The organism is Aldersonia sp. NBC_00410 (assembly GCF_026342035.1).
Lineage (GTDB): Bacteria > Actinomycetota > Actinomycetes > Mycobacteriales > Mycobacteriaceae > Aldersonia.
The window spans coordinates 199433-219551 of sequence record NZ_JAPENM010000004.1 but is presented as its reverse complement, the minus strand read 5'-3'; the positions used below and the strand labels follow the sequence as shown (position 1 = coordinate 219551).

Here is a 20119-nt window from a genome sequence, read left to right as displayed (position 1 = left end):
AGTGGTGACAACGCTCGATACGGTATCGGCCCAACCATCACGGCGCCGCGCCGGAATCAACCCGATCGGCGCGCCGATTTCGGCTTGCCGCCACCGCGTGTGGCCGCACTTTTCGCGGTCTCGCTGTCCGGTTCGTCCTCCTCCGGTGAGAGCAGAGCGTCGCGCAGATCCTCGAGTTCACGTCGCAGGTAGTCGCGCGTGGTGACCTCGCCGAGCGCGATGCGCAGCGCGGCGAGTTCGCGCGCGAGGAACTCGGTGTCCGCTTTCGTCTGCGCCGAGCGCATCCGGTCCTCTTCCAGCGCGACGCGGTCGCGGTTCTCCTGCCGATTCTGCGCGAGCAGGATCAGCGGCGCGGCGTAAGCGGCCTGGGTGGAGAACGCGAGGTTCAGCAGGATGAACGGGTACGGGTCCCATTGCAGTCGGATGGCGAACAGGTTGAGGGCAATCCAGAAAATGACGATCGTGGTTTGAATCGCGAGGTAGCGCCCGGTGCCGAGGAAGTGTGCGACGGTCTCGCCGACCCGCCCTACGGCGTCGGCGTCGAAGTGCACGCGGAACCGCGGCTCGCGCGGCGTGTCGAGGCGCTGCCGGGCGATCTGGGTGGACTTCTCACTCATCGACACCCTCCTGTTCGCGCCAGTCCTCGGGAAGCAGGTGATCGAGGACGTCGTCGACGGTGACCGCGCCGAGGAGGTGCTCTTCGTCGTCCACCACCGGGCCGCAGACCAGGTTGTACGTGGCGAAGTACCTGGTCACCGCGGCGAGCGAGTCCTCGGGGTCGAGTTTGGGCAGATCGGTGTCCAGGACACCGCCGACCAAGGACGCCGGCGGCTCGCGCAGCAGCTGCTGCAGGTGCACACAGCCGAGGTACCGCCCGGTCGGCGTTGCCGTGGGCGGTCGGACCACGAAGACCAGCGTCGCGACCGCCGGGGTCAGGTCCGGGTTGCGGACCCGGGCCAGCGCCTCCGCGACTGTGGTAGCGGGGGACAGCACCACCGGCTCCGGCGTCATCAGCCCGCCGGCGGTGTCCGGGGAGTGCTCGAGCAGCCGTCGCACCGGCTCGGACTCCTGCGGATCCATCAGCCGCAGCAGGGACTCGGCCTCGTTCTCCGGCAACTCGCCGAGCAGGTCGGCCGCATCGTCGGGGTCCATGGCCTCGAGCACGTCGGCGGCCCGGCCTGCTTCGAGCTTGCCGAGCAGTTCGATCTGGTCGTCGTCGGGAAGCTCCTGCACGACGTCGGCGAGCCGCTCGTCGTCGAGGGCGAGCGCGACCTCGATGCGGCGCTTCTCCGGCAGTTCGCGCAGTGCGTTCGCGACGTCGGCGGGACGCAGCCCGTCGAACTGCTGCAAAAGCTGTCCGACGCCCTGTCCGGGCAGCGACAGCTCGTGGTGGGTGAGGCCGTGCACGTGCTGCCAGTCCACGACGTGCATCGCCGAGCGGCGACCGAGCCTGCGTTGAGGTGCGCGAACCGCGATCCGGGAAACCACCCAGTCGCGTGTGCGCTGCTGCTCGATACCGAGATCGACCACCACGACGTCAATTCCGGACAGTTGCTCGAGTTCCGGATCGTCGACCTGCACCCGCGAATCGAGAACCTGTGCGAGTACGAGGATCTCGCCCGGGCGCCGGGCGAACCGGCGCAGACTCACGTTGCCGGTGTTCAGCGTGATGGAACCGGGTTCGATGGCGGTGACCCGCAGCATGGGGACGAAAATCCTTTTACGCGTGGGAAGTTCGACGACCAGGCCGAGGACGCGTGGCTGCAGACGGTTGAGCCGGATGGCTATGACAACGTCGCGCACCCGGCCGATAGACTCGCCGTCTGGGCCTAGCACCACCAGGCCGGCGAGCCTGGCGGCGAACACCTTCGTCGCTGCCATGCTTGCAAGGCTAAAGCGTCGATCCTTGTTCGGACTCATCTGGAGGGAGTGTCATGCGGCCGCGACGTTCCGTGCTCGCCGTGCCCGGGAGCAGTACGAAGATGATCGAGAAGGCCAAAGGGCTGCCCGCAGACGCGGTCTTTCTCGATCTGGAGGACGCGGTGGCGCCGGCGGCGAAGGCCGATGCGCGGGCCAACGTGATCGCCGGACTGAACTCGCCCGGCTGGGGCGACCAGATTCGGGTGGTGCGGGTCAACGACTGGACCACCGAATGGACCTACGCGGACGTGATCGCCGTGGTGCAGGGCGCCGGCGCCAATATCGACGCGATCCTGCTGCCGAAGGTCACCTCGGCGGCACAGGTCATCGCGCTCGATCTGCTGCTCACCCAACTGGAGAAGGCCGACGGGCTGCCCGTCGGGAGGATCGGGATCGAACCGCAGATCGAGAATGCCCTCGGCCTGCGCAATATCGACGAGATCGCCACCGCCGGCCCGCGAGTGCAGACTCTCGTGTTCGGGCCGGCCGACTTCATGGCCAGCATCAACATGCGCACCCTGGTGGTGGGGGAGCAGCCGGAGGGGTATGACACCGGCGACGCCTACCACCACATCCTGATGACGATCCTGCTGGCCGCCCGGGCGCACGGGTTGCAGGCCATCGACGGTCCGTACCTCCAGATTCGGGACGTGGACGCGTTCCGGCGAGCGGCGGGCCGCACGGCGGCGCTCGGTTTCGACGGTAAATGGGTGCTGCATCCGAGTCAGATCGACGCCGCCAACGAGATCTTCAGACCACGTCAATCCGACTATGACCACGCCGAACTCATCCTCGATGCCTATGAGTTCCACACCTCCGTGGCGGGCGGCGCGCGCGGTGCGGTGATGCTCGGCGATGAGATGATCGACGAGGCCAGCGCGAAGATGGCGCGGGTCATCGCGGCCAAGGGGCGAGCAGCCGGATTGGCCCGCACCCAGACGTTCACCCCACCCGCGGACTGAATGCAATCCGCCGTAGCGGGGCACAATGGGGGAATGACGAATCCACTCGGACCAGCGAACCGCCAGGATCGAGGTTTGCCGACGCCGCCGTCGGGCTGGCCGGTCGGTTCGTATCCCACCTACGCCGAAGCGCAACGCGCGGTGGACTTCCTGGCCGACCAGCAGTTCTCGGTCCAGGACGTGACGATTGTCGGGGTGGACCTGATGCAGGTCGAGCGGGTGCTCGGACGGCTCACCTGGTCGAAAGTCCTTGGCGGCGGTGTGGTTTCGGGCGCCTGGCTGGGCGTGTTCCTCGGTCTGCTACTCGGTATCTTCACCGGCGGCCTGCTCGGGCCGCTGTTGGTCGGCATCGTCGGTGGTGTCGTCTTCGGTGTGATCTCGACCTCGATTCCCTACGCTGCCACCCGCGGTCAGCGCGATTTCGCCTCGACGATGCAGCTGGTCGCCGGACGCTACGACGTGTTGTGTGACCCGAAGTCCGCCGAACATGCCCGCAACCTGCTCGCCCGGTTGGCGATCTGAGCGAGAGTCGTTCGGCGGCAAGGCTATCCGCCGCCACCTCGGTGGTGGTCGCCGACCGCCGGATCGTCGGATGCAGAATGGAACGGTGACCGACGTCGTGGCCAGTGTGCGCGCCCATCTGTGCACGGCGCTGCACGACGAGCATCCGTCCGCGGCCTCGGTGACGTTCGTCGGCCTCGAACCGGTCGAGGTGCTGCGGTTCGGCCCGGACGACAACGACCTGGTCACCTACGCCACGGTCGGCTGTTCGCGATACCCGATGGCCGATCCGAACGAGTTTGTCACCGACCCGGTGCGCGGCCCGCGCGCCGAGGTGCTGGTGCGGCTGCGCGGCGGGGCGGGCACGGCGTCCGGAATCCACCGCACTCTCGCGGTGCTGGCCGCATCGCCCGCCGTCGAAGGCGTCGTGCTCGGGGTCGACCGGTTGATGGATCTCGGCGAACCGCTCTGGCACGATTCGCCGTTCAGCGCCGTCCTGCTCGGCGTCGGCGAGATCGCCGACCTGCCGCTCGACCCACCCGCCGAGCCGGTGCAATTCCTCGAGGCCGCGCCGCTGTCCGCGACCGAGGCAGCCTGGATCCGGCTGCGTGGCGCGGACGCGCTGCGCGAAGCGTGGCGCGAGGCCGGGATCGATCCGTACGACCCGGAGCGGTCGGCGGCCTCGCTCTGACCCGCCGTCGCGGCGATCCTTATCCGAATTGCGGCGGGTGGCTACAACCAGTGGTTGCGGCGGAACGTGAAGAACAGCCCAGCGCAGATGACCGCGACGATCCCGCCGATGAACGGGTAGCCGTAGGTCCAGTGCAGTTCGGGCATGTTGTCGAAGTTCATCCCGTAGATGCCCGCGACCATCGTCGGCACGGCCGCGATCGCGACCCATGCCGAGATCTTGCGCATATCGGTGTTCTGCCGCATTGCGATCTTCGCGATCGCGGTGTCGACGAGCGCGCTGAGGGCTTCGTCGAACTCGGTGATCCGCTCCGACACCGTGGCGTGGTGGTCGCTTACGTCACGCAGGTAGCGCCGGACCTCCTTGGGGATCGAACCGGCTGCACCGCGGGCGAGCGACTGCAGCGGCACCGCCAGCGGCGTGACCGACCGCCGCAGCTCCACGATCTCGCGCTTGAGCTGGTAGATCGCGTCGATCGGGACGTCGCCGCCGGGAGTGAAGACCTCTTCCTCCATCTCGTCGACGTCGCGTTCGAGCTCGGTGGTGACGTTGAGATAGGTATCGACGACGTGGTCGGCAATGGCGTGCAGCACGGCCGACGGTCCGAATTCGAGCTGATCCGGGTCCGCCTCGAGCCGGCGGCGCACACCGGCGAGTTGCGTGTGGTCGCCGTGCCGGACCGTCACCACGAAGTCCGGCCCCATGAAGATCATGATCTCGCCGGTTTCGACGATTTCGCTCGGCTCGCGCAGGTCGTGCTCGACGTACTTGACCGTCCGCAACACCATGAACAGCAGGTCGTCGTAGCGTTCGAGCTTGGGCCGCTGATGCGCGTGCACGGCGTCCTCGACGGTGAGTTCGTGCAGCCCGTAGGTCTCCGCGATCACCGCCATTTGGTTCTCGTCGGGCTCGTGCAGGCCGACCCAGGCGAAACCGGTCCCATGCTCGCGGACCTCGTCCAGCGCGGCCGCGTGGCTGTATCTGCCGCGCAGCCGGTGCCCGTCGCGGTACACCGCACAGTCGACCACGGCCTCGGACGCGGGCACGCGAACGCGCGGCGGCGCACCCGCGGGGCGGCCCTGAGTGCGGATCGACGGCAGTGCGGGAAGAGATGGCACGAGCGCATCGTACGCCCGAACGCGCAGCGCGTTCTCCGGTCGCGGGACTGACAGGATGGACCCCGTGCGCATCGATCTCCACACCCATTCGGACGCTTCGGACGGGACGGACACTCCGGCCGAACTCGTCGCCAACGCGGTGGCCGCAGGCCTCGACGTGGTGGCCATCACCGACCACGACACCACCGCGGGCTGGGACGAGGCGACAGCTGCCCTCGATCGCGCGCCCGCCGGATTCCGCCTGGTCCGGGGCATGGAGATGTCGTGCGAGGGGCGCGGCGAGGACGGCGACCCGGTCCCGGTGCACCTGCTGGCCTACCTGTTCGACCCCGCCGATGCCACGTTCGCTGCCGAGCGGATCCGGCAACGCGAGGAGCGGATCGGGCGGTTGCGGTCGATGGCGGTCAAGATCGCGGCGGACTACCCGATCGACCCGGACGCCGTGCTCGCCCGAGTCGGCACCTCGGCGGGCCGCCCGCACCTGGCCGCCGCGCTCGTTGCGGCCGGCGTGGTCGACTCCGTGGGGCAGGCTTTCGAGGACCTGCTCTCCCGCAAGAGCAAGTACTACGTGCCGAAGCTCGACGCGCCGCTCGACGATGCGGTGGCCATGATCGCCGCGGCCGGTGGTGTCAGTGTGATCGCGCATGCCAGGGCGCGGATGCGTGGCCGGCTGCTGGCACTCGACCACATCGAGGAACTCGCCGAGCTTGGTCTCGGTGGCCTCGAGATCTTCCATCCCGACCACAACGACGACGATCGCGCGCTGCTCGCACATCTGGCCGCAAGCCTCGACCTGATCGGCACCGGATCGTCGGATTACCACGGCGACAACAAGGCCCTGCGACTCGGGGAATGCAGCACCGATCCCGAGGCATTCGAGGCGCTGGCCGCGCGAGCGACCGGTGTCTCGGTGCTCGTCGCCGGGGCGACCCGGTCCGACGGCGAGCGCTGATCGGATGCGGATATTGCGTGCGTTCACCGGCTTGCTCGCGGGCGGTCTCGTCGTGCTGACCCTGGTCGTGATCGGCAGCGCGGTCTTCGGCGACGATCACGGACTCGCCGGTCCCGGCGGCGTGTCGATCGGCGGACACGTCATCGCCGCGATTGTCGCCGTTGCAGCGCAGATCTACGCCGATCGCAAGCGTGGCCTGGCCGCGTTCGTTGCGTGCCTGGTCGTACTGGTCACTACCGGGCTGTTGTTTTGGACACAGTGGTGGGGCTGACCGGGCCGGTGAACAGCGCAAACGATTGATGGCGGTGCTCACAATCCGGACCGGGTCGCAGTGATTCTCCACCCGGGTGTGTTCGGGGTGGGCGCGAGGTGCAAACCTATTGGTTGTGACCGAAGCGATGAACCACACCCCCACTGTCTCCGCGATCACCGATGAGGACATCTTCGATGGCCATATCGGCGGCAAGCTCTCGGTCGAGCTGACGTCGCCGCTCGAGACTCAACGGGACCTCTCCATCGCCTACACCCCCGGTGTCGCGCAGGTCAGCCGTGCCATCGCAACCGATGCGACACTGGCCAAGCGCTACACCTGGACCGACCGGCTCGTCGTGGTGGTCAGCGACGGTTCCGCGGTGCTCGGCCTCGGTGATATCGGCCCGCGCGCCTCGCTCCCGGTGATGGAGGGCAAGTCGGCGCTGTTCAAGAAGTTCGCCGGGCTCAACTCGATCCCGCTCGTGCTCGACACCAAAGATGTCGACGAGATCGTCGAGACCTTGATCCGGCTGCGCCCGAGCTTCGGCGCGGTCAACCTCGAGGACATCTCGGCCCCGCGCTGCTTCGAGATCGAGCGCCGGGTCGTCGACGCGCTCGATTGCCCGGTCATGCACGACGATCAGCACGGCACCGCGATCGTGGTGCTCGCCGCTCTGCACGGCGCCGTCCGGGTGCTCGATCGCGACATCGAGCCCTTGAAAGTGGTCATCTCCGGCGCCGGCGCTGCCGGTGTCGCGTGCGCCAACATCCTGCTCGCCGCGGGCGTGAACGACGTCGTGGTGCTCGACTCGAAGGGCGTCGTCTCGTCGGCGCGCGAGGATCTCAACGCGGTCAAGATTGATCTCGCGGCGCGGACCAACCCGCGCGGCGTGCACGGCGGAGCGGCCGAGGCACTCGACGGCGCCGACGTGTTCCTCGGTGTGTCTGCCGGAAAGATCCCCGAGGAGCTCATCGCCTCGATGGCCCCGAACTCGATCGTGTTCGCGCTGTCGAACCCGGACCCGGAGATCCTGCCCGAGGACGCGAAGAAACATGCCGCGATCGTCGCGACCGGCCGCAGCGACTTCCCGAACCAGATCAACAACGTGCTCGCCTTCCCCGGCGTGTTCAAGGGTGCGCTCGACGCGGGTGCGCGTCGCATCACCGAGAACATGAAGATCGCCGCCGCGAAGGCGATCCTGTCGGTCGTCGCCGACGAACTCGGCCCGGAGAAGATCGTGCCGAGCCCGCTCGACCCGCGGGTCGCCCCCGCCGTGGCCGAGGCCGTCGCGGCCGCGGCGCGCGCGGACGGCGTCGCCTGATGCGGCAGGCCGGTCGGCACACAACCTAAGCGGTTGGCAGCGCCGTGCGTCGGCTGATCTCGGCGGACACCCAACGCGGTGTCCGCCGCAACCGGTGGCTGCCGGGTGCCGACACCCACACCACGAGCGCGAGTAGTCCGTCGACGACGAGCGCGAGCACCGCGACCAGGATGGCCCCGACCAGCACCAGGTCGTAGCGGTAGAGCGCGAGCCCGTCGAAAATGTAGCGGCCGAGGCCGCCGAGGTTCACGTACGCGGCGACGGTGGCCGTCGCGATCACCTGCAGGGTGGCGCTGCGCAATCCACCGAGCAGCAGCGGTCGCGCGTTCGGCAACTCCACCCGGCTCAACACCTGCCACTGCGTCATGCCCATCGACCGCGCGGCGTCGACGACGGCGTCGTCCACGTTGACGATGCCGGCGTACGTGCCGGCGAGCAGCGGCGGAATGCCGAGCACCACGAGCGCGACGAGTGGCGGGATCAGCCCGAGTCCGAGCAGCAGCACCAGGAAGGTGAGCAGGCCGAGCGTCGGGAGCGACCGCAGCGCGTTGACGACGCCGACGAGCACGACGGCACCGCGACGGGTATGGCCGATCACCGCGCCGAGCGGTACGGCGATCGCCGCCGCACCGGCCACCGCGAGCAGGCTGTACCAGAGGTGTTCGGCGATGCGATGCGCGATTCCGGTGGGGCCGGACCAGTTCGCCGGGTCCGCGATGAACGCCCAGGCGTCGGCGAACAGGCTCATGTGCGGACCACCGGCAGGCTGCCGCGAATCGACCGGCGCGCCGACCTAGTCGAGGGCAGGCGCGCCCAGGGCGTCAGCGCGCGCCCGGCCAGGTACAGCGCCAGGTCGATGGCCAGCGCGAGCACCACGATCGCGATGACTCCGGCCAGGATCTCCTGCGGGTAGTCGCGTTGGTAGCCCTGGGTGAATAGCTGCCCGAGCCCGCCGATCCCGATGACCGAACCCACCGAGACGAGCGAGATGTTGGTGACCGCGACAACCCGGATGCTCGCCATGAGTACCGGTGTGGCGAGTGGCAATTCGACGGTGAGGGTGCGCCGCAGGGTGGTGAAGCCCATCGCGGTGGCCGAATCGATGACGTCGGCGGGGACCGCGTCGAGGGCTTCCGGAACCGCCCGCACCAGCAGCGCGGTCGCGTAGATCGACAGGGCGATCACCACATTGAGCGGATCGAGGACGCGCAGGCCGAGCAGGCTCGGCAGCGTCACGAACAGTGCCAGCGACGGGATGGTGAATGCGATGGCGGCGATGGTGAGCGTGCCGCGCCGCAGCCAGGGGACCGGGCGGATCAGCGCGCCGGCGGGGATGGCGATGAGCAGCCCGACCAGCAGTGGCACGAGCGCGAGGTAGAGGTGCGTGCGCGCCAACTCGACGACATGCCCGAAGTTCTCGATCAGGTACCTCATGGTGCCGAATCCCGTTGCGGGCCGGTGCCATCGCGACTACCCGAATTGTGGCGTGCGGTATCGGCGCGACGCTGCCGGGCGAGTTGGTCGAGCACGTCCTCGGCATGCACCGCGCCGATCACCCGGCCGTCGTCGTCGACCGCGACGCCGATCCCGGACGGTGCGGAGATCGCGGCATCGAGCGCCTGCCGCAGATCGCCGCCGCGCGGAAACAGCGACCCGCCCGCCGCCGTACTGTCGGCGAGCGCGGAACCGGACCGGACCGCTGCGACTCCGCGTGCATCGATCCAACCCTGCGGCGCACCGGACTCGGTGACGACGAGCCGCCATTCGCCCTCGTCGAGGCCGAGCGCCGCGACGTCGGCTGTGCGCACGGTCGGCAGGTCGTGCAGCGCCACCTCGTCGCCGGTGCGGAAGGACAGGCTGCGATAGCCACGGTCGCGGCCGACGAAGCCGGCCACGAAATCGGTTGCCGGCGCGGCCAGTACGACGTCGGGCGGGGCGTATTGCTGGACCACGCCGCCGCGACCGAACACCGCGAGCCGGTCGCCGAGCCGGATCGCCTCGTCGATGTCGTGGGTGACGAACACGATGGTTTTGTGCAATTGCGCCTGCAGACGCTGCATTTCGGCCTGCAGATCCGCGCGGACCACCGGGTCGACCGCGCTGAATGGCTCGTCCATCAACAGGATCGGCGGGTCCGCGGCGAGCGCCCGCGCCACCCCGACCCGTTGCTGCTGCCCGCCGGACAACTGTGCCGGGTACCGGTTCGCAAGCGCGGGGTCGAGGCCGACGCGCTCGAGCACATCGAACGCGTCGCGCCGCGCGGTCCGCCGCGAGGTACCGAGCAGCACCGGCACGGTCGCGACGTTGTCGAGCACCGTGCGATGCGGCAACAGGCCGGCGCTCTGGATGACGTAGCCGATACCGCGGCGCAACGCGACCGCGTCGGTCTTCGCCACGTCGCGTCCCGCCACCCGAACGACCCCGGAGGTAGGCGCGATCATCGCGTTGATCATGCGCATCGCGGTGGTCTTGCCGCAGCCGGACGGCCCGACGAAGACGGTGAACGTGCCCTCGGCAATCCGCAGGTCGAGGTCGTGTACCGCGGTGGTGCCGTCCGGATAGGTCTTGGTGACCCCGTCGAACTCGATCAACCCCGGCCCCTTCTCGGTGCAGTTACCCGATCGGCTGGTCGAGCCCCTGCTCGGCTACCCAATCCTTGGCGGCCTGTTCCGGTTCGATCTTCGCGTCGCCGGAGACGTTCTCGTTCAGCGAGATCAGGGCATCGGTGGTCAGTTTGGCCGAGACGGCGTCGAGCACGGCGCGCAACTTGTCCGACTGCTTGGCGCTGCGCATCACGGGCACCACGTTCTGCGCCGGGAAATTGTTGAGCGGGTCGGCGAGCACCACGAAGTTGTTCTGCTCTAGTGCCGGCGAGGTGGTGAAGATGTCGGCCGCGTTGATCCGACCGGATCGCAGCGCCTCCACGGTGGCCGGGCCGCCGCCGTCCGCGATCGGGACGAAGTTCGCGGGGGAGACGTTCACCCCGTAGTTCGCCGCGAGCCCGGGCAGCCCGACCGGACGCGACCCGAACTCGGCCGGAGCGCCGAACGTGATCTCCGCGGAGTGCGGCGCGAGGTCGGCGATCGACTCGAGCTGCCACTTATCGGCCGTCTCGCGGGTTACCACCACCGCGTCCTTGTCCTCTCCGGGCGCCGGCGTGCCGAGTGCCAGCTCCGGGTGCACGAGTTGAGTGGTGCCGGTGAGGGCGGCCGTCACCTCGTCGGCAGACTTCGCGGTGGCGTCGTTGTCCAGGTACAGCAGCAGATTTCCGGTGTAGTCCGGGATCAGGTCGATCGAGCCGTCCATCAGCGCCGGGATATAGACCTCACGGCTGCCCAGGTTGAGCTTGGTGGAGACGTCGAAGCCGTTGGCGCGCAGTGCTTCCGCATAGACGTCGGCGACGGTCTCGGACTCGGGAAAGTTCGCCGAGCCGATCACGAGGCTGTTTGCCTCGGTCGAGCTGCCGTCGCCGCTACTCAACGGATCTTCCTCGTCGCCACATGCCACGGCGGTAAGTGCAACGGTCACTGTGACTGCGGCGAGCCACCGGCGTGCGGAGGTCTTCATGCCCGTCCCTTCCGGCATGGGAGGTCGATCCCGGTCTCGGTTACCATAGCCCGCGGCAACGACGAGAGAGGTGAGTGTGCGCGTGAATCGGTCCGCGCGACTGCGATGGGCGACGGTCCCGCTTGCTTGCGTCGCCGCGTTCGCATGCGCGGCCTGCGATTCCGTCGATACGGTGTCCGCGGTGCCGGAAAACCGGTTGATCGTGGTCGGCTCGGGGGACTCGGCGCGCAGCGAACTCGTCGCCCAGATCTACGCGGGGGCACTGGCGCACGACGGCGCCGACGTGCGCACCGATCTGAATCTGGGTGCGCGCACGGACTACCTCACCGCACTCGACGGCGGCCGCGTCACGCTCGTGCCCGAACAGTCCGGCGCATATCTGATCCACCTCGCCCCGAATGCGGCGGCAACCGATCCCGACGATGTCTACGTCGAACTCAACCGTTCACTCCCGGAAGGTATTTCGGTGTCCGACTACGCACAGGCGCAATGGGTCGCAGAGAGCGGCGATGCAGCGAGCGGGGATGTGCCTGCCGGGGCCGCGGGCGAAGCCGGGCGCGCCGAGAATGTGCTGCCGGCGTTCCGCACCGGTGAACTCACGCAGGCGCAGATTCAGCGGCTCAACGTCGTCGCCGGCGAGCTGACCACCGCCGGCCTGACCGAGATGGCCGAGGCGGTCGCAGACGGTGCCCCGTCAGCCGAGGTCGCCGGTACCTGGCTCGGCGTCCACGGGCTGTAGCCGCGCGCGCAGGAACGTAGCGAGCTGGGCGACCGCGTCGGCCGCCGCGGCGATCGAGACCGCCTGGACCTGGGCGCAGTGCCAGAGTTCCGGGAACTCTTGCAGTACCACCTCGCCACCGGCCGCCCGGATCTTCGCATCGAGCCGCTTGGCCTGAGGATGGAACAACTCGGTGGTGCCGATCTGGATCAGCGTCGGCGGCAGACCGGACAGGTCGTTGTGCAGCGGGGCGTAGCCGGGGTCGGTCGTCTCGGCGGAACCGCGGTACGCACGCGCACAGGCGCGCAACCAGTTCACGTTGAGCACCGTGTCGCGCGTGGCGGGCAGCACCGTGTCCGGATCGACCCAGGGGGAGAGCAGACCGAGCGCGGCGGGACGGATGCCGCGCTCGTCGAGCAGTCGGCGGGCGGTCGCGAGCGAGAGGCCACCCCCGGCCGAATCGCCCGTTATCGCAATACGTTCCGGTGCATACCCGATGTCGTCGACCAGCCCTGCGAATGCGGCGACCCCGTCGTCGATCGCAGCGGGGTACGGATGCTCGGGTGCCAGCCGGTAGTCGAGCAGGTAGACCGCCGAGCCGGTGTCGCGGGCGATCAGCGCGGCGAACGAGCGATGCGTGACCGGCGACGCCGTCGTGTACCCGCCGCTGTGCAGGTGCAGCACCGCGGTTGCCCGGTCCGGCGTGCCGACCGTGACACGTTCCGCCGGCCGTCCGCCCAGGACGAGCGGCTCGACGGTCGTGTTCGGTGGCAGCGGGACCACCTTCGCCACAAGGTCGAGCAATGCGCGCTGCTGAGCCCAGGAAAGCCGCGTAGTGAGGATCGTGCCGAGACTGGCGCGGGCCATCGCCCGGGCGAGGGGCAGTGGCAACTGAACTGTCCGCATTCGGCGGAGCCTAGCGCACCTGCTTGGGCATGATCCGCGAAGTTGTCATCGCGACAAGTCGCTGGTACCCGGAACCGGTGAGCCGGACCAGCAAGTCGAGCGCCTTGGCCTCGTAACCGATCAGCACCCGGCCGCGCCCCTTCTCGACGGCCTGCACGATTGTCTCGGCCGCGTACTCGGGGGTGTGGATCGCGAGCTTGCGGTCGAAGAACTCCGCGAACGATTGCTGATCGTCGCCATCGTTGACCGTGGCGTTGCGGGCCACGGCGGTCTTGATGCCGCCGGGATGCACGCACGTCACCTGCACCGGGTGCTTGTTGACCAGCATCTCCTGGCGCAGCGCCTCGGTGAAGCCGCGCACCGCGAACTTCGCTGCGTTGTAAGCGCTTTGACCGGGGATGGCGATGAGTCCGAACAGGCTGGAGATGTTCACGACATGGCCGTCGCCGGAGGCGATCAAGTGCGGCAGGAATGCCTTGGTGCCGTTCACGACGCCCCAGAAGTCGACGTCCATGATCCGCTCGATGTCCTTGAACTCGGACTTTTCGACGTCACCGTGATGCGCGATGCCGGCGTTGTTGTAGATCTGGTTGACCTTGCCGAAATGAGCGACCACTTCGTCGGCGTAGATCAGCACGGCCTCGCGCTCGGCAACGTTGAGCCGGTTCGACTTGACCTCGACGCCGAGTGCTTCGCAGCTGCGCACGGTTTCGGCGAGACCTTCGGTGTCGATATCGGAGAGCGCGAGCTTGGCGCCCCTACCCGCGAGGTTGACCGCGAGCGCTCGACCGATACCGGACCCGGCGCCGGTGATGACGACGACCTTGCCTGCGAACGTGCTCATCGAGCTGCCACCTTCTTTTCGTCGGTCTTCTTCTCGTCGGCGAGTTCGATGATATCGGCGCCCCGCGCGACGTTGCTGGTGTCATAGGCGGAAAGGTCGAAATTCTTTGTCAGGCTTCGGAATTCGAAGGTAAACCCCGGCCACAGCGTGGTGTTGTTGCCATGCTTGTCCAGATACCAGCTTGCGCAGCCGCCGTTCATCCAGACGCTCGCGGACAGCCGATCCTGCAGATCGCGGTTGTAGGCGTCCTGCGCGTCGCGGCGGACCTCGACGGTGCGCAGGCCGCTCCGGTCGATGGTGCGCATCGCATCGGCCACGTAGTTGATCTGCGACTCGATCATGTACACCATCGAAGTGTGGCCCAGGCCCGTGTTCGGCCCGACCAGGAAGAACATGTTCGGGAAGTTCGCGACCGTCGTGCCCTTGTAGCCCTGCTGGCCGATCTCTTCGAAAGTTGCTGCGAGCGTGCGTCCGTCGCGGCCGGTGATGGTCTCGAAGGTGGGCGAGTCGGTGACGTGGAAGCCGGTTGCCACGACGATGGCGTCGACCTCACGGACCGTGCCGTCCACGCTGGCGACCGCGTTCTCGCGGATCTCGGCGATACCGTCGGTCACCAGGTCGACGTTGTCGCGACCCAGCGCCGGATAGTAGTTGTTCGAGATGAGCATCCGCTTGCAGCCGATTTGGAAGTTCGGCGTCACCTTCGCGCGAAGGTCGGCGTCACGCACCTCGGCGCGCAGCTTGGCACGTGCGATCAGTTCGAGCGGCTTCATGAACTTCGGGTTCTTCGCCAGGCCGACCACCTGGGCCTCGCGCATCGCGTAGATCCCGGCGCGCGACAGCCGCTGGAACCCGGGGAGGTACTTGAATGCGAAGCGCTCGGGCGCGGTGTAGGCGCGATCCATGCGCGGGAGCAGCCACGGTGCGGTGCGCTGGTACACATCGAGGTGGGCAACCTCGGGCGCGATGGCGGGCACGATCTGGATGGCCGATGCGCCGGTGCCGATCACGGCGACGCGCTTGCCGCGCAGGTCCGACGCGTGGTTCCACTGCGCGGAGTGGAAGATCTCGCCGGTGAACGACTCGATGCCTTTGATATCGGGCAGTGCGGGCTCGCACAGTGCGCCGACGGCGCTGATCACGAAGTCGGCGGTGTAGGACCCGAGGTTCGTGTCCACCTCCCAGTGCGCGCGGTCGGCGTTCCAGCGGGCGCCGGTGACGTCGCAGCCGAAGACGTGCTTCTCGCGCACGCCGTACTTGTCGGCGACCGAGACGATGTAGCTCTGGATCTCACCCTGCGCGGAGAACGAGCGCGACCAGTCCGGGTTCAGCGCGAACGAGTAGGAGTACAGATGCGACGGCACGTCGCAGGCGGCACCGGGGTAGGTGTTGTCGCGCCAGGTGCCGCCCACCTCGTTCGACCGCTCCAGGACGAGGAAGTCGTTGCGGCCGTCCTGGCGCAGCCGGATGGCGGCGCCGAGACCGGCGAAGCCGCTGCCGATGATCAGCGTGCGCACGTGGTGTGGCACGGAGTCGGTGGCCGCCGAGTTATCTGTAACTGGAAGACTCATGTAACGCAGATTAGAGAACTGCTGAGTAGGAGTCAATAGCTATTGACCATAGTTCAGTTAGAGTGGCGATCGATGGACGTCAAACGAGTGCGCCTCAGTCCCGAGGAACGCCGCGCGCAGTTGATCCGCCTCGGCGTCGAGATGCTCTCCACGCGCGGGCTCGAAGCGCTGTCGGTCGACGAGATCGCCAAGCAGGCGGGCATCTCCAAGGGACTGCTGTTCCACTACTTCTCCACCAAGCGTGACTTCCACCTCGCGATCGTCCGGCTGGCCAGCGAGGAACTGCTCGAGGCGACCGAGCCGAATCGCGAGCTGGCGCCGTTCGACATGCTGCGGGATTCGATCGAGCGCTACGTCGATTATGTCGCCGAGCACCGCGAGGCCTACATCTCGCAGCTGCGCGGCCCGGCCAGCGCGGACCCGGAGTTCGTCGCGGTCTTCGAGGCGAACCGCGCCACCAACGCCGCGCGTGTGGTGGGCAACCTGCCGGTCGACGTGGCGAACCGGGCGCAGCTCGAACTGGCGGTGCGCGGCTGGATCGCATTCCTCGAGGAGACCACGATCAGCTGGCTGCGCGGCAGGCAGATCTCGCGCGAAGAACTGATCGAGCTCAACTTCCGGGCGCTGCCCGCCGTCGCGCTGACCCCGGACGTCGCGGCCCAGCTGCTGGCCTGACGCGCCACACCGAGCCGATCGGGTTCGAAGTCTTTCGGACAGGTGGAACCTGTTCTAGGTTGAGGCGATCTTCTCGGCATCGCGCAGGCGACGAAAGGAATCCGATGCAGTTCAACCTCGCGGACATCTTCGAAGCAGTTGCGTCCGCAGTGCCCGACCGCATCGCGCTGACCTACGAAGGCGAGAACATCTCCTACGCCGCGCTGGATGCAGCGGCGAACAAGACCGCGGCGATGCTCGCCGAGGCCGGCGTATCGGCGGGCGATCACGTCGCCCTGTTCCTGAAGAACAGTGTCGAGCACGTCACGAGCATCCTGGGCCTGATCAAGATCCGCGCCGTGCCGATCAACGTGAACTATCGGTACACGCCTGCCGAACTCGAATACATCTTCACCAACGCCGACTCGGTTGCTGTCGTGGTCGAACTTGCCGAGCATCAGAATGTGCTGGCAACAATCCTCGACCGGTGCGCGACGCTCCGGACGGTGATCGTGGTCGGTGACACCACCGACGGCCTTCGAGCGGCCGCCGAGGCGCGCGGGGTAGCAATGACGTCCTTCTTCCGCGCGCGTGAGCTGCCGGCTGTCGCGGATTTTGCCGCCCGTACCGGCGATGACCTCTACGTGCTCTACACCGGTGGCACCACGGGTTACCCGAAGGGCGTCATGTGGCGACACGACGACTTCTTTCGCAAGCCCTTGTCCGGTGGAAATCCCTACGGTGATGAACCCAGGCAGAGTTTGGACGAGATCGCGGCGGCAGCGAAGGAGTTCCCGGAACTGGCGTTCCTCATCGCCGCACCGCTGATGCACGGCGCCGCGCTGTACTCGCTGTTCACCTTCTTCACTCTCGGAGCTCGCGTTGTCCTCCATCGCGATTTCGCACCGGCAAAGGTCGTCGAAGCGATCGAAACGGAATCGGTGCAGGTCATTCTGATCGTCGGCGACGGGATGGGACTCCCGCTGGTCGACGAGATGGAACGGCGCCAAGGCGAAGTCGACTTCGGCTCGCTGTTCTCGATCACCTCGGGAGGCGCGCTCTGGTCGACCAGCGTTCGCGACCGCATGCTGGCCGTGAAGCCGGACCTGCTGCTGCGCGACAACTTCGGCGCCTCGGAATCGGGTAACGACGGCGCGTTCACGATCGACGAACTGGGCACCCTCCGAATGCCGCCTTCCCCCAACATGATCCTGGTCGACGAGGCCCTGAACGAGATCCCGCCCGGTTCGGCCGAGATCGGATACATCGCGCGGGTCGGTAATGTCCCACTCGGTTACTACAAGGACGAGGAAAAGACCGCCCGAACGTTCCCGACTCGCGCAGACGGCGTCCGAATGTCGGTTCTCGGCGACATGGGCAAGATCGAAGCCGACGGCTCCATCGTCTTCCTCGGACGCGGCTCGCAATGTATCAACACCGGCGGCGAGAAGGTTTTTGCCGAAGAGGTTGAGGCTGCACTTCATGCACATCCGGCGATCGCAGATGCGCTCGTCGTTCCGATCCACGACGAGCGCATGGGCCAACAGGTGGCGGCGGTTATCGCGACCTATCCGGAATTGCCCGGACTCACGCTCGAAGACGTCCAGGATCACTGCCGCAAATCTCTTGCCGGCTACAAGATCCCGCGCACGGTCGCATTCGTGGACGAGGTCAAGCGGACACCGGCCGGTAAGGCCGACTACGGCTGGGCAGCGGCCACCGTCTCGCCCTAGGTTGACGTAAGCGCTGCCGTCGGGCCCGCGTCAGCCGCCCAAACCGCTCGGCGGAACTCCGATTGCCGGTAACACCAACGTGCATGCGACCGGTTGCGGGTGTGCCGGGTCGAGGGCGTTGAGAACCACTCGTGCGGTAGCGGGGTCGGAATTGATGGACAGATGGTCGGCGAAGTCCTGCGGGCACAGGTCTTGAACGGTGTAGTTCGTCGAGCCGGGTTCGTTGATGATGCCCGCGGTGTACGGGCGGACGAGTTCGTCGTAACGGGTGACGATCTGGGTGTAGACGACGCCGGGCACGGTGATCGGGCCCTCGTTCAATTGCCGGATGAACGGGGAGTTGGCGGCGAATTGGAATACCGCCGACGCGCCGAGGGAGCGGGTGTCGATGCCGGCCGGGAGTTCCTGGCCGCTGGTTCCGTGGACGACGGGGGCGAGTCCGATCATTTTGGAGACCTTCGCCGCGCCACCGCCGAACTTGATGTACCAGTAGGGCATCGTGGCGCCCTCGGAATGTCCGAGGAGTGCGATCTTCGGCGCTCCGGTCGCCTGCCGTACCCGGTCGACAAATGCATCCAGTGTGGCAGCGCTGCTTTCCATCGGCGCCAGGCCGCCGAGCAGCGCATCCGGGTTTCCATCGGGTGAGCCGTAGGTGAGGGCAAATACGCAGTACCCATTGTTGGCCAGCAGCGGTCCGTAGGTCTGCCAGTTGTTATTGCGGTTGGCGAAGAGACCGTGGACGAGAATCACCGGTTCGGGATGGGAAGCCGAGGGCTTGCACGACCAGTCGTTGGTTCCCGGCGGGCTGGCGGTCGGAGCCTGTAATGCGCTGCGGGTCGCGTCGAGGAGGAACTGATTGGGCACCGGAAGTGGCGCGGGATCGGCGTGGGCTGTCGCAGCGATACCGCTCGGAAGGATGGCTGCCGACGCGGCGGCGACAAGCACGCCCAACCGGAGCGCGCGAGCCGTGAGTGAAATCTTCGTGTTGCTTTTCGGGATCCGCATGCCGGAGAGGATCGCACGGGTTGCGTCCGAAAAATAGCCGTTCGGCTAGTTTCGTCTGCCGGCCGCGTGCTGAAACCCCGCGCAATCCGATCACCCCGCGCCGAACCCTTTCGCCGACGCAACGATGTCGCGGAAACTGCGGTGACCCGGACGACCCGTGTAACCGAGCAGGAGACAAGTCCCGTTGCCTACCGATGCCCCGTCGGCCTCGAATCCACTGACCGCGCTGGCGTCGACGGTGTATATCCCCGCCGCGGCATACGGCATCGGGATGGGCGCCGCCGCGCCGGTAATGACCCTCGCTGCTCTCGACCTCGGCGCCGGCGTCGCGGTGGCCGGGCTGACCGTAGCGCTGGTCGGACTCGGGCAGGTGCTCGGTGACCTGCAGGCCGGTCAGGTGGTGGCGCGGCTGGGGGAGCGCCGATCGATCATCGTGGCCAGCAGCATCGCCGCGATCGGCGTGCTGATCTGCATCCTCGCCCCGACCGTGTTGTGGCTGTGCGCTGGCATCCTCGCCGTCGGTCTGGCCAACTCGGTGTGGGGACTCGCGCGGCAGAACTACCTGTCGCTCGCCGTACCGTTCGCGTGGCGGGCGCGAGCGATGTCGCTGTTCGGTGGTGCGATGCGGTTCGGCTTCTTCCTCGGCCCGCTGCTCGGTTCGCTCGCCATCTGGGGACTCGGCGTGCGCGGCGGATTCATGGTGCAGTTCGTTGCGGTCGTCACGGCGGGCGTGTTGATGGCGCGGCTGCCGGACCCGGAGGGCGCCCGCGCACAGGCGCAGCCGCATTCGCTGCGGACGGTATTCGCCGAACACCGCCGACTGCTCGGCACGCTCGGTGCCGGCTCGTTGCTGCTCGGCGTGGCGCGCGCTTCCCGGGAGGCGGTGCTACCGCTGTGGGCGCACCATCTGGGGCTGTCTCCGGCCACTGCCAGCCTGATCTTCGGGGTGGGCGCGGCGCTCGACGTCGCGTGTTCGTATCCGGCCGGGCATCTGATGGACCGGTTCGGCCGCGCATTCGTCGCGTTACCCTCGATCATCGTGCTCGCGATCGGGTATTTCGCGGTGCCGTTCACCACCGACCTGGTGGGGTTCACGGCGGTGGCGCTGGTGCTGGGGATCGGGAATGGATTCGGCAACGGGGTGATCATGACGCTCGGGGCGGACGTAGCGCCCGCCACCGGCCGCGCCGAGTTCCTCGCCGCGTGGCGCCTCACCCATGACGCGGGATTTCTGCTCGGACCACTATCGATCGCGTTCGTCGTCGCCGTGGGCACGTTGCCGCTCGCGATATTTACCGTGTCCGCATTGTCCGGGGCGGGTGCCGGCCTACTCGGCCGCTACATTCCGAGATATGCGCAACCAAAAGTGGTCCGCGCCAGCTGATATTTCCTCGTGATCTGCA

The 20119-nt window shown here is 67.6% G+C and carries 21 protein-coding genes; 10 read left to right on the top strand and 11 right to left on the bottom strand.

Going from position 1 to position 20119, the window contains the following annotated elements:
• Positions 1-56: 56 nt before the first annotated feature.
• Together OG921_RS11215 and OG921_RS11210 are read right to left on the bottom strand one after the other, a co-directional pair.
• The gene (locus tag OG921_RS11215; protein WP_266112506.1) at positions 57-617 is read right to left on the bottom strand and encodes a DUF1003 domain-containing protein; all 561 of its coding nucleotides are present in this window, start codon (positions 615-617) and stop codon (positions 57-59) included.
• Positions 610-1881, bottom strand: a complete 1272-nt coding sequence (locus OG921_RS11210; protein WP_266112504.1) for a CBS domain-containing protein — start codon at positions 1879-1881, stop codon at positions 610-612. The genes OG921_RS11215 and OG921_RS11210 overlap by 8 nt, the downstream gene beginning before the upstream one ends.
• Before the next feature lie 53 nt (positions 1882-1934).
• On the opposite strand from OG921_RS11210, the gene OG921_RS11205 reads away from it, so the two are divergent.
• The 3 genes from OG921_RS11205 (at position 1935) to OG921_RS11195 (ending at position 4074) form a co-directional block, all read left to right on the top strand.
• Positions 1935-2882, top strand: coding sequence for a CoA ester lyase (locus OG921_RS11205; protein WP_266112503.1), 948 nt, complete (start codon positions 1935-1937; stop codon positions 2880-2882).
• Positions 2883-2915: 33 nt separating this feature from the next.
• Positions 2916-3404 (top strand): general stress protein, encoded by a 489-nt coding sequence (locus OG921_RS11200; protein ID WP_266112502.1) that lies wholly within the window; start codon positions 2916-2918, stop codon positions 3402-3404.
• Positions 3405-3489: 85 nt separating this feature from the next.
• Positions 3490-4074, top strand: coding sequence for a suppressor of fused domain protein (locus tag OG921_RS11195; protein WP_266112501.1), 585 nt, complete (start codon positions 3490-3492; stop codon positions 4072-4074).
• A 41-nt stretch (positions 4075-4115) separates the two neighbouring features.
• Here OG921_RS11195 and OG921_RS11190 read toward each other — a convergent pair whose 3' ends face one another.
• Positions 4116-5192, bottom strand: a complete 1077-nt coding sequence (locus OG921_RS11190) for a magnesium and cobalt transport protein CorA (RefSeq protein ID WP_266112500.1) — start codon at positions 5190-5192, stop codon at positions 4116-4118.
• 64 nt (positions 5193-5256) lie between these two features.
• Between OG921_RS11190 and OG921_RS11185 the strand changes: the two genes are divergently transcribed.
• The 3 genes from OG921_RS11185 (at position 5257) to OG921_RS11175 (ending at position 7718) form a co-directional block, all read left to right on the top strand.
• Complete coding sequence (locus OG921_RS11185) at positions 5257-6144, top strand: PHP domain-containing protein (RefSeq protein ID WP_266112499.1); 888 nt, start codon at positions 5257-5259, stop codon at positions 6142-6144.
• 4 nt (positions 6145-6148) lie between these two features.
• Positions 6149-6415, top strand: a complete 267-nt coding sequence (locus OG921_RS11180; protein WP_266112498.1) for a hypothetical protein — start codon at positions 6149-6151, stop codon at positions 6413-6415.
• Positions 6416-6542: 127 nt separating this feature from the next.
• The gene (locus OG921_RS11175) at positions 6543-7718 is read left to right on the top strand and encodes an NADP-dependent malic enzyme (protein WP_266112792.1); all 1176 of its coding nucleotides are present in this window, start codon (positions 6543-6545) and stop codon (positions 7716-7718) included.
• 25 nt (positions 7719-7743) lie between these two features.
• Here OG921_RS11175 and OG921_RS11170 read toward each other — a convergent pair whose 3' ends face one another.
• The 4 genes from OG921_RS11170 to OG921_RS11155 are packed head-to-tail and all read right to left on the bottom strand — an operon-like array spanning position 7744 to position 11285.
• Positions 7744-8466, bottom strand: a complete 723-nt coding sequence (locus tag OG921_RS11170; protein ID WP_266112497.1) for an ABC transporter permease — start codon at positions 8464-8466, stop codon at positions 7744-7746.
• The gene (locus OG921_RS11165) at positions 8463-9152 is read right to left on the bottom strand and encodes an ABC transporter permease (RefSeq protein ID WP_266112496.1); all 690 of its coding nucleotides are present in this window, start codon (positions 9150-9152) and stop codon (positions 8463-8465) included. The genes OG921_RS11170 and OG921_RS11165 overlap by 4 nt, the downstream gene beginning before the upstream one ends.
• A complete protein-coding gene (locus tag OG921_RS11160; RefSeq protein WP_266112495.1) occupies positions 9149-10309 on the bottom strand; it encodes an ABC transporter ATP-binding protein in 1161 nt (386 codons plus the stop codon). The genes OG921_RS11165 and OG921_RS11160 overlap by 4 nt, the downstream gene beginning before the upstream one ends.
• 22 nt (positions 10310-10331) lie before the next feature.
• On the bottom strand, positions 10332-11285 hold the full coding sequence (locus OG921_RS11155) for an ABC transporter substrate-binding protein (protein WP_266112493.1): 954 nt from the start codon (positions 11283-11285) through the stop codon (positions 10332-10334).
• A 181-nt stretch (positions 11286-11466) separates the two neighbouring features.
• Here OG921_RS11155 and OG921_RS11150 point away from each other — a divergent pair, with 181 nt between their 5' ends.
• The gene (locus OG921_RS11150) at positions 11467-12024 is read left to right on the top strand and encodes a glycine betaine ABC transporter substrate-binding protein (protein WP_266112492.1); all 558 of its coding nucleotides are present in this window, start codon (positions 11467-11469) and stop codon (positions 12022-12024) included.
• Here the strand turns inward: OG921_RS11150 and OG921_RS11145 are convergent.
• From OG921_RS11145 to OG921_RS11135, 3 genes are read right to left on the bottom strand one after another with little or no spacing between them, the layout of a single operon-like run.
• A complete protein-coding gene (locus OG921_RS11145) occupies positions 11980-12909 on the bottom strand; it encodes an alpha/beta hydrolase (RefSeq protein WP_266112491.1) in 930 nt (309 codons plus the stop codon). The two genes, OG921_RS11150 and OG921_RS11145, sit on opposite strands and share 45 nt — an antisense overlap.
• 10 nt (positions 12910-12919) lie before the next feature.
• Positions 12920-13753, bottom strand: a complete 834-nt coding sequence (locus OG921_RS11140; protein WP_266112490.1) for an SDR family oxidoreductase — start codon at positions 13751-13753, stop codon at positions 12920-12922.
• Positions 13750-15324 carry an NAD(P)/FAD-dependent oxidoreductase gene (locus OG921_RS11135; RefSeq protein ID WP_266112489.1) on the bottom strand — a complete coding sequence of 525 codons (1575 nt, stop codon included), beginning with the start codon at positions 15322-15324 and terminating at the stop codon, positions 13750-13752. Before OG921_RS11135 ends, OG921_RS11140 begins: the two co-directional genes overlap by 4 nt.
• Before the next feature lie 72 nt (positions 15325-15396).
• Between OG921_RS11135 and OG921_RS11130 the strand changes: the two genes are divergently transcribed.
• Positions 15397-15999, top strand: coding sequence for a TetR/AcrR family transcriptional regulator (locus OG921_RS11130; protein WP_266112488.1), 603 nt, complete (start codon positions 15397-15399; stop codon positions 15997-15999).
• A 104-nt stretch (positions 16000-16103) separates the two neighbouring features.
• Positions 16104-17711 (top strand): AMP-binding protein, encoded by a 1608-nt coding sequence (locus OG921_RS11125; protein WP_266112487.1) that lies wholly within the window; start codon positions 16104-16106, stop codon positions 17709-17711.
• A gap of 30 nt (positions 17712-17741) precedes the next feature.
• Here the strand turns inward: OG921_RS11125 and OG921_RS11120 are convergent, their stop codons facing one another.
• Positions 17742-18716 carry a triacylglycerol lipase gene (locus OG921_RS11120; protein WP_266112486.1) on the bottom strand — a complete coding sequence of 325 codons (975 nt, stop codon included), beginning with the start codon at positions 18714-18716 and terminating at the stop codon, positions 17742-17744.
• Between the two features lie 184 nt (positions 18717-18900).
• Here OG921_RS11120 and OG921_RS11115 point away from each other — a divergent pair, with 184 nt between their 5' ends.
• Positions 18901-20100, top strand: a complete 1200-nt coding sequence (locus OG921_RS11115; RefSeq protein ID WP_266112485.1) for an MFS transporter — start codon at positions 18901-18903, stop codon at positions 20098-20100.
• The last annotated feature ends 19 nt before the right edge of the window (positions 20101-20119 follow it).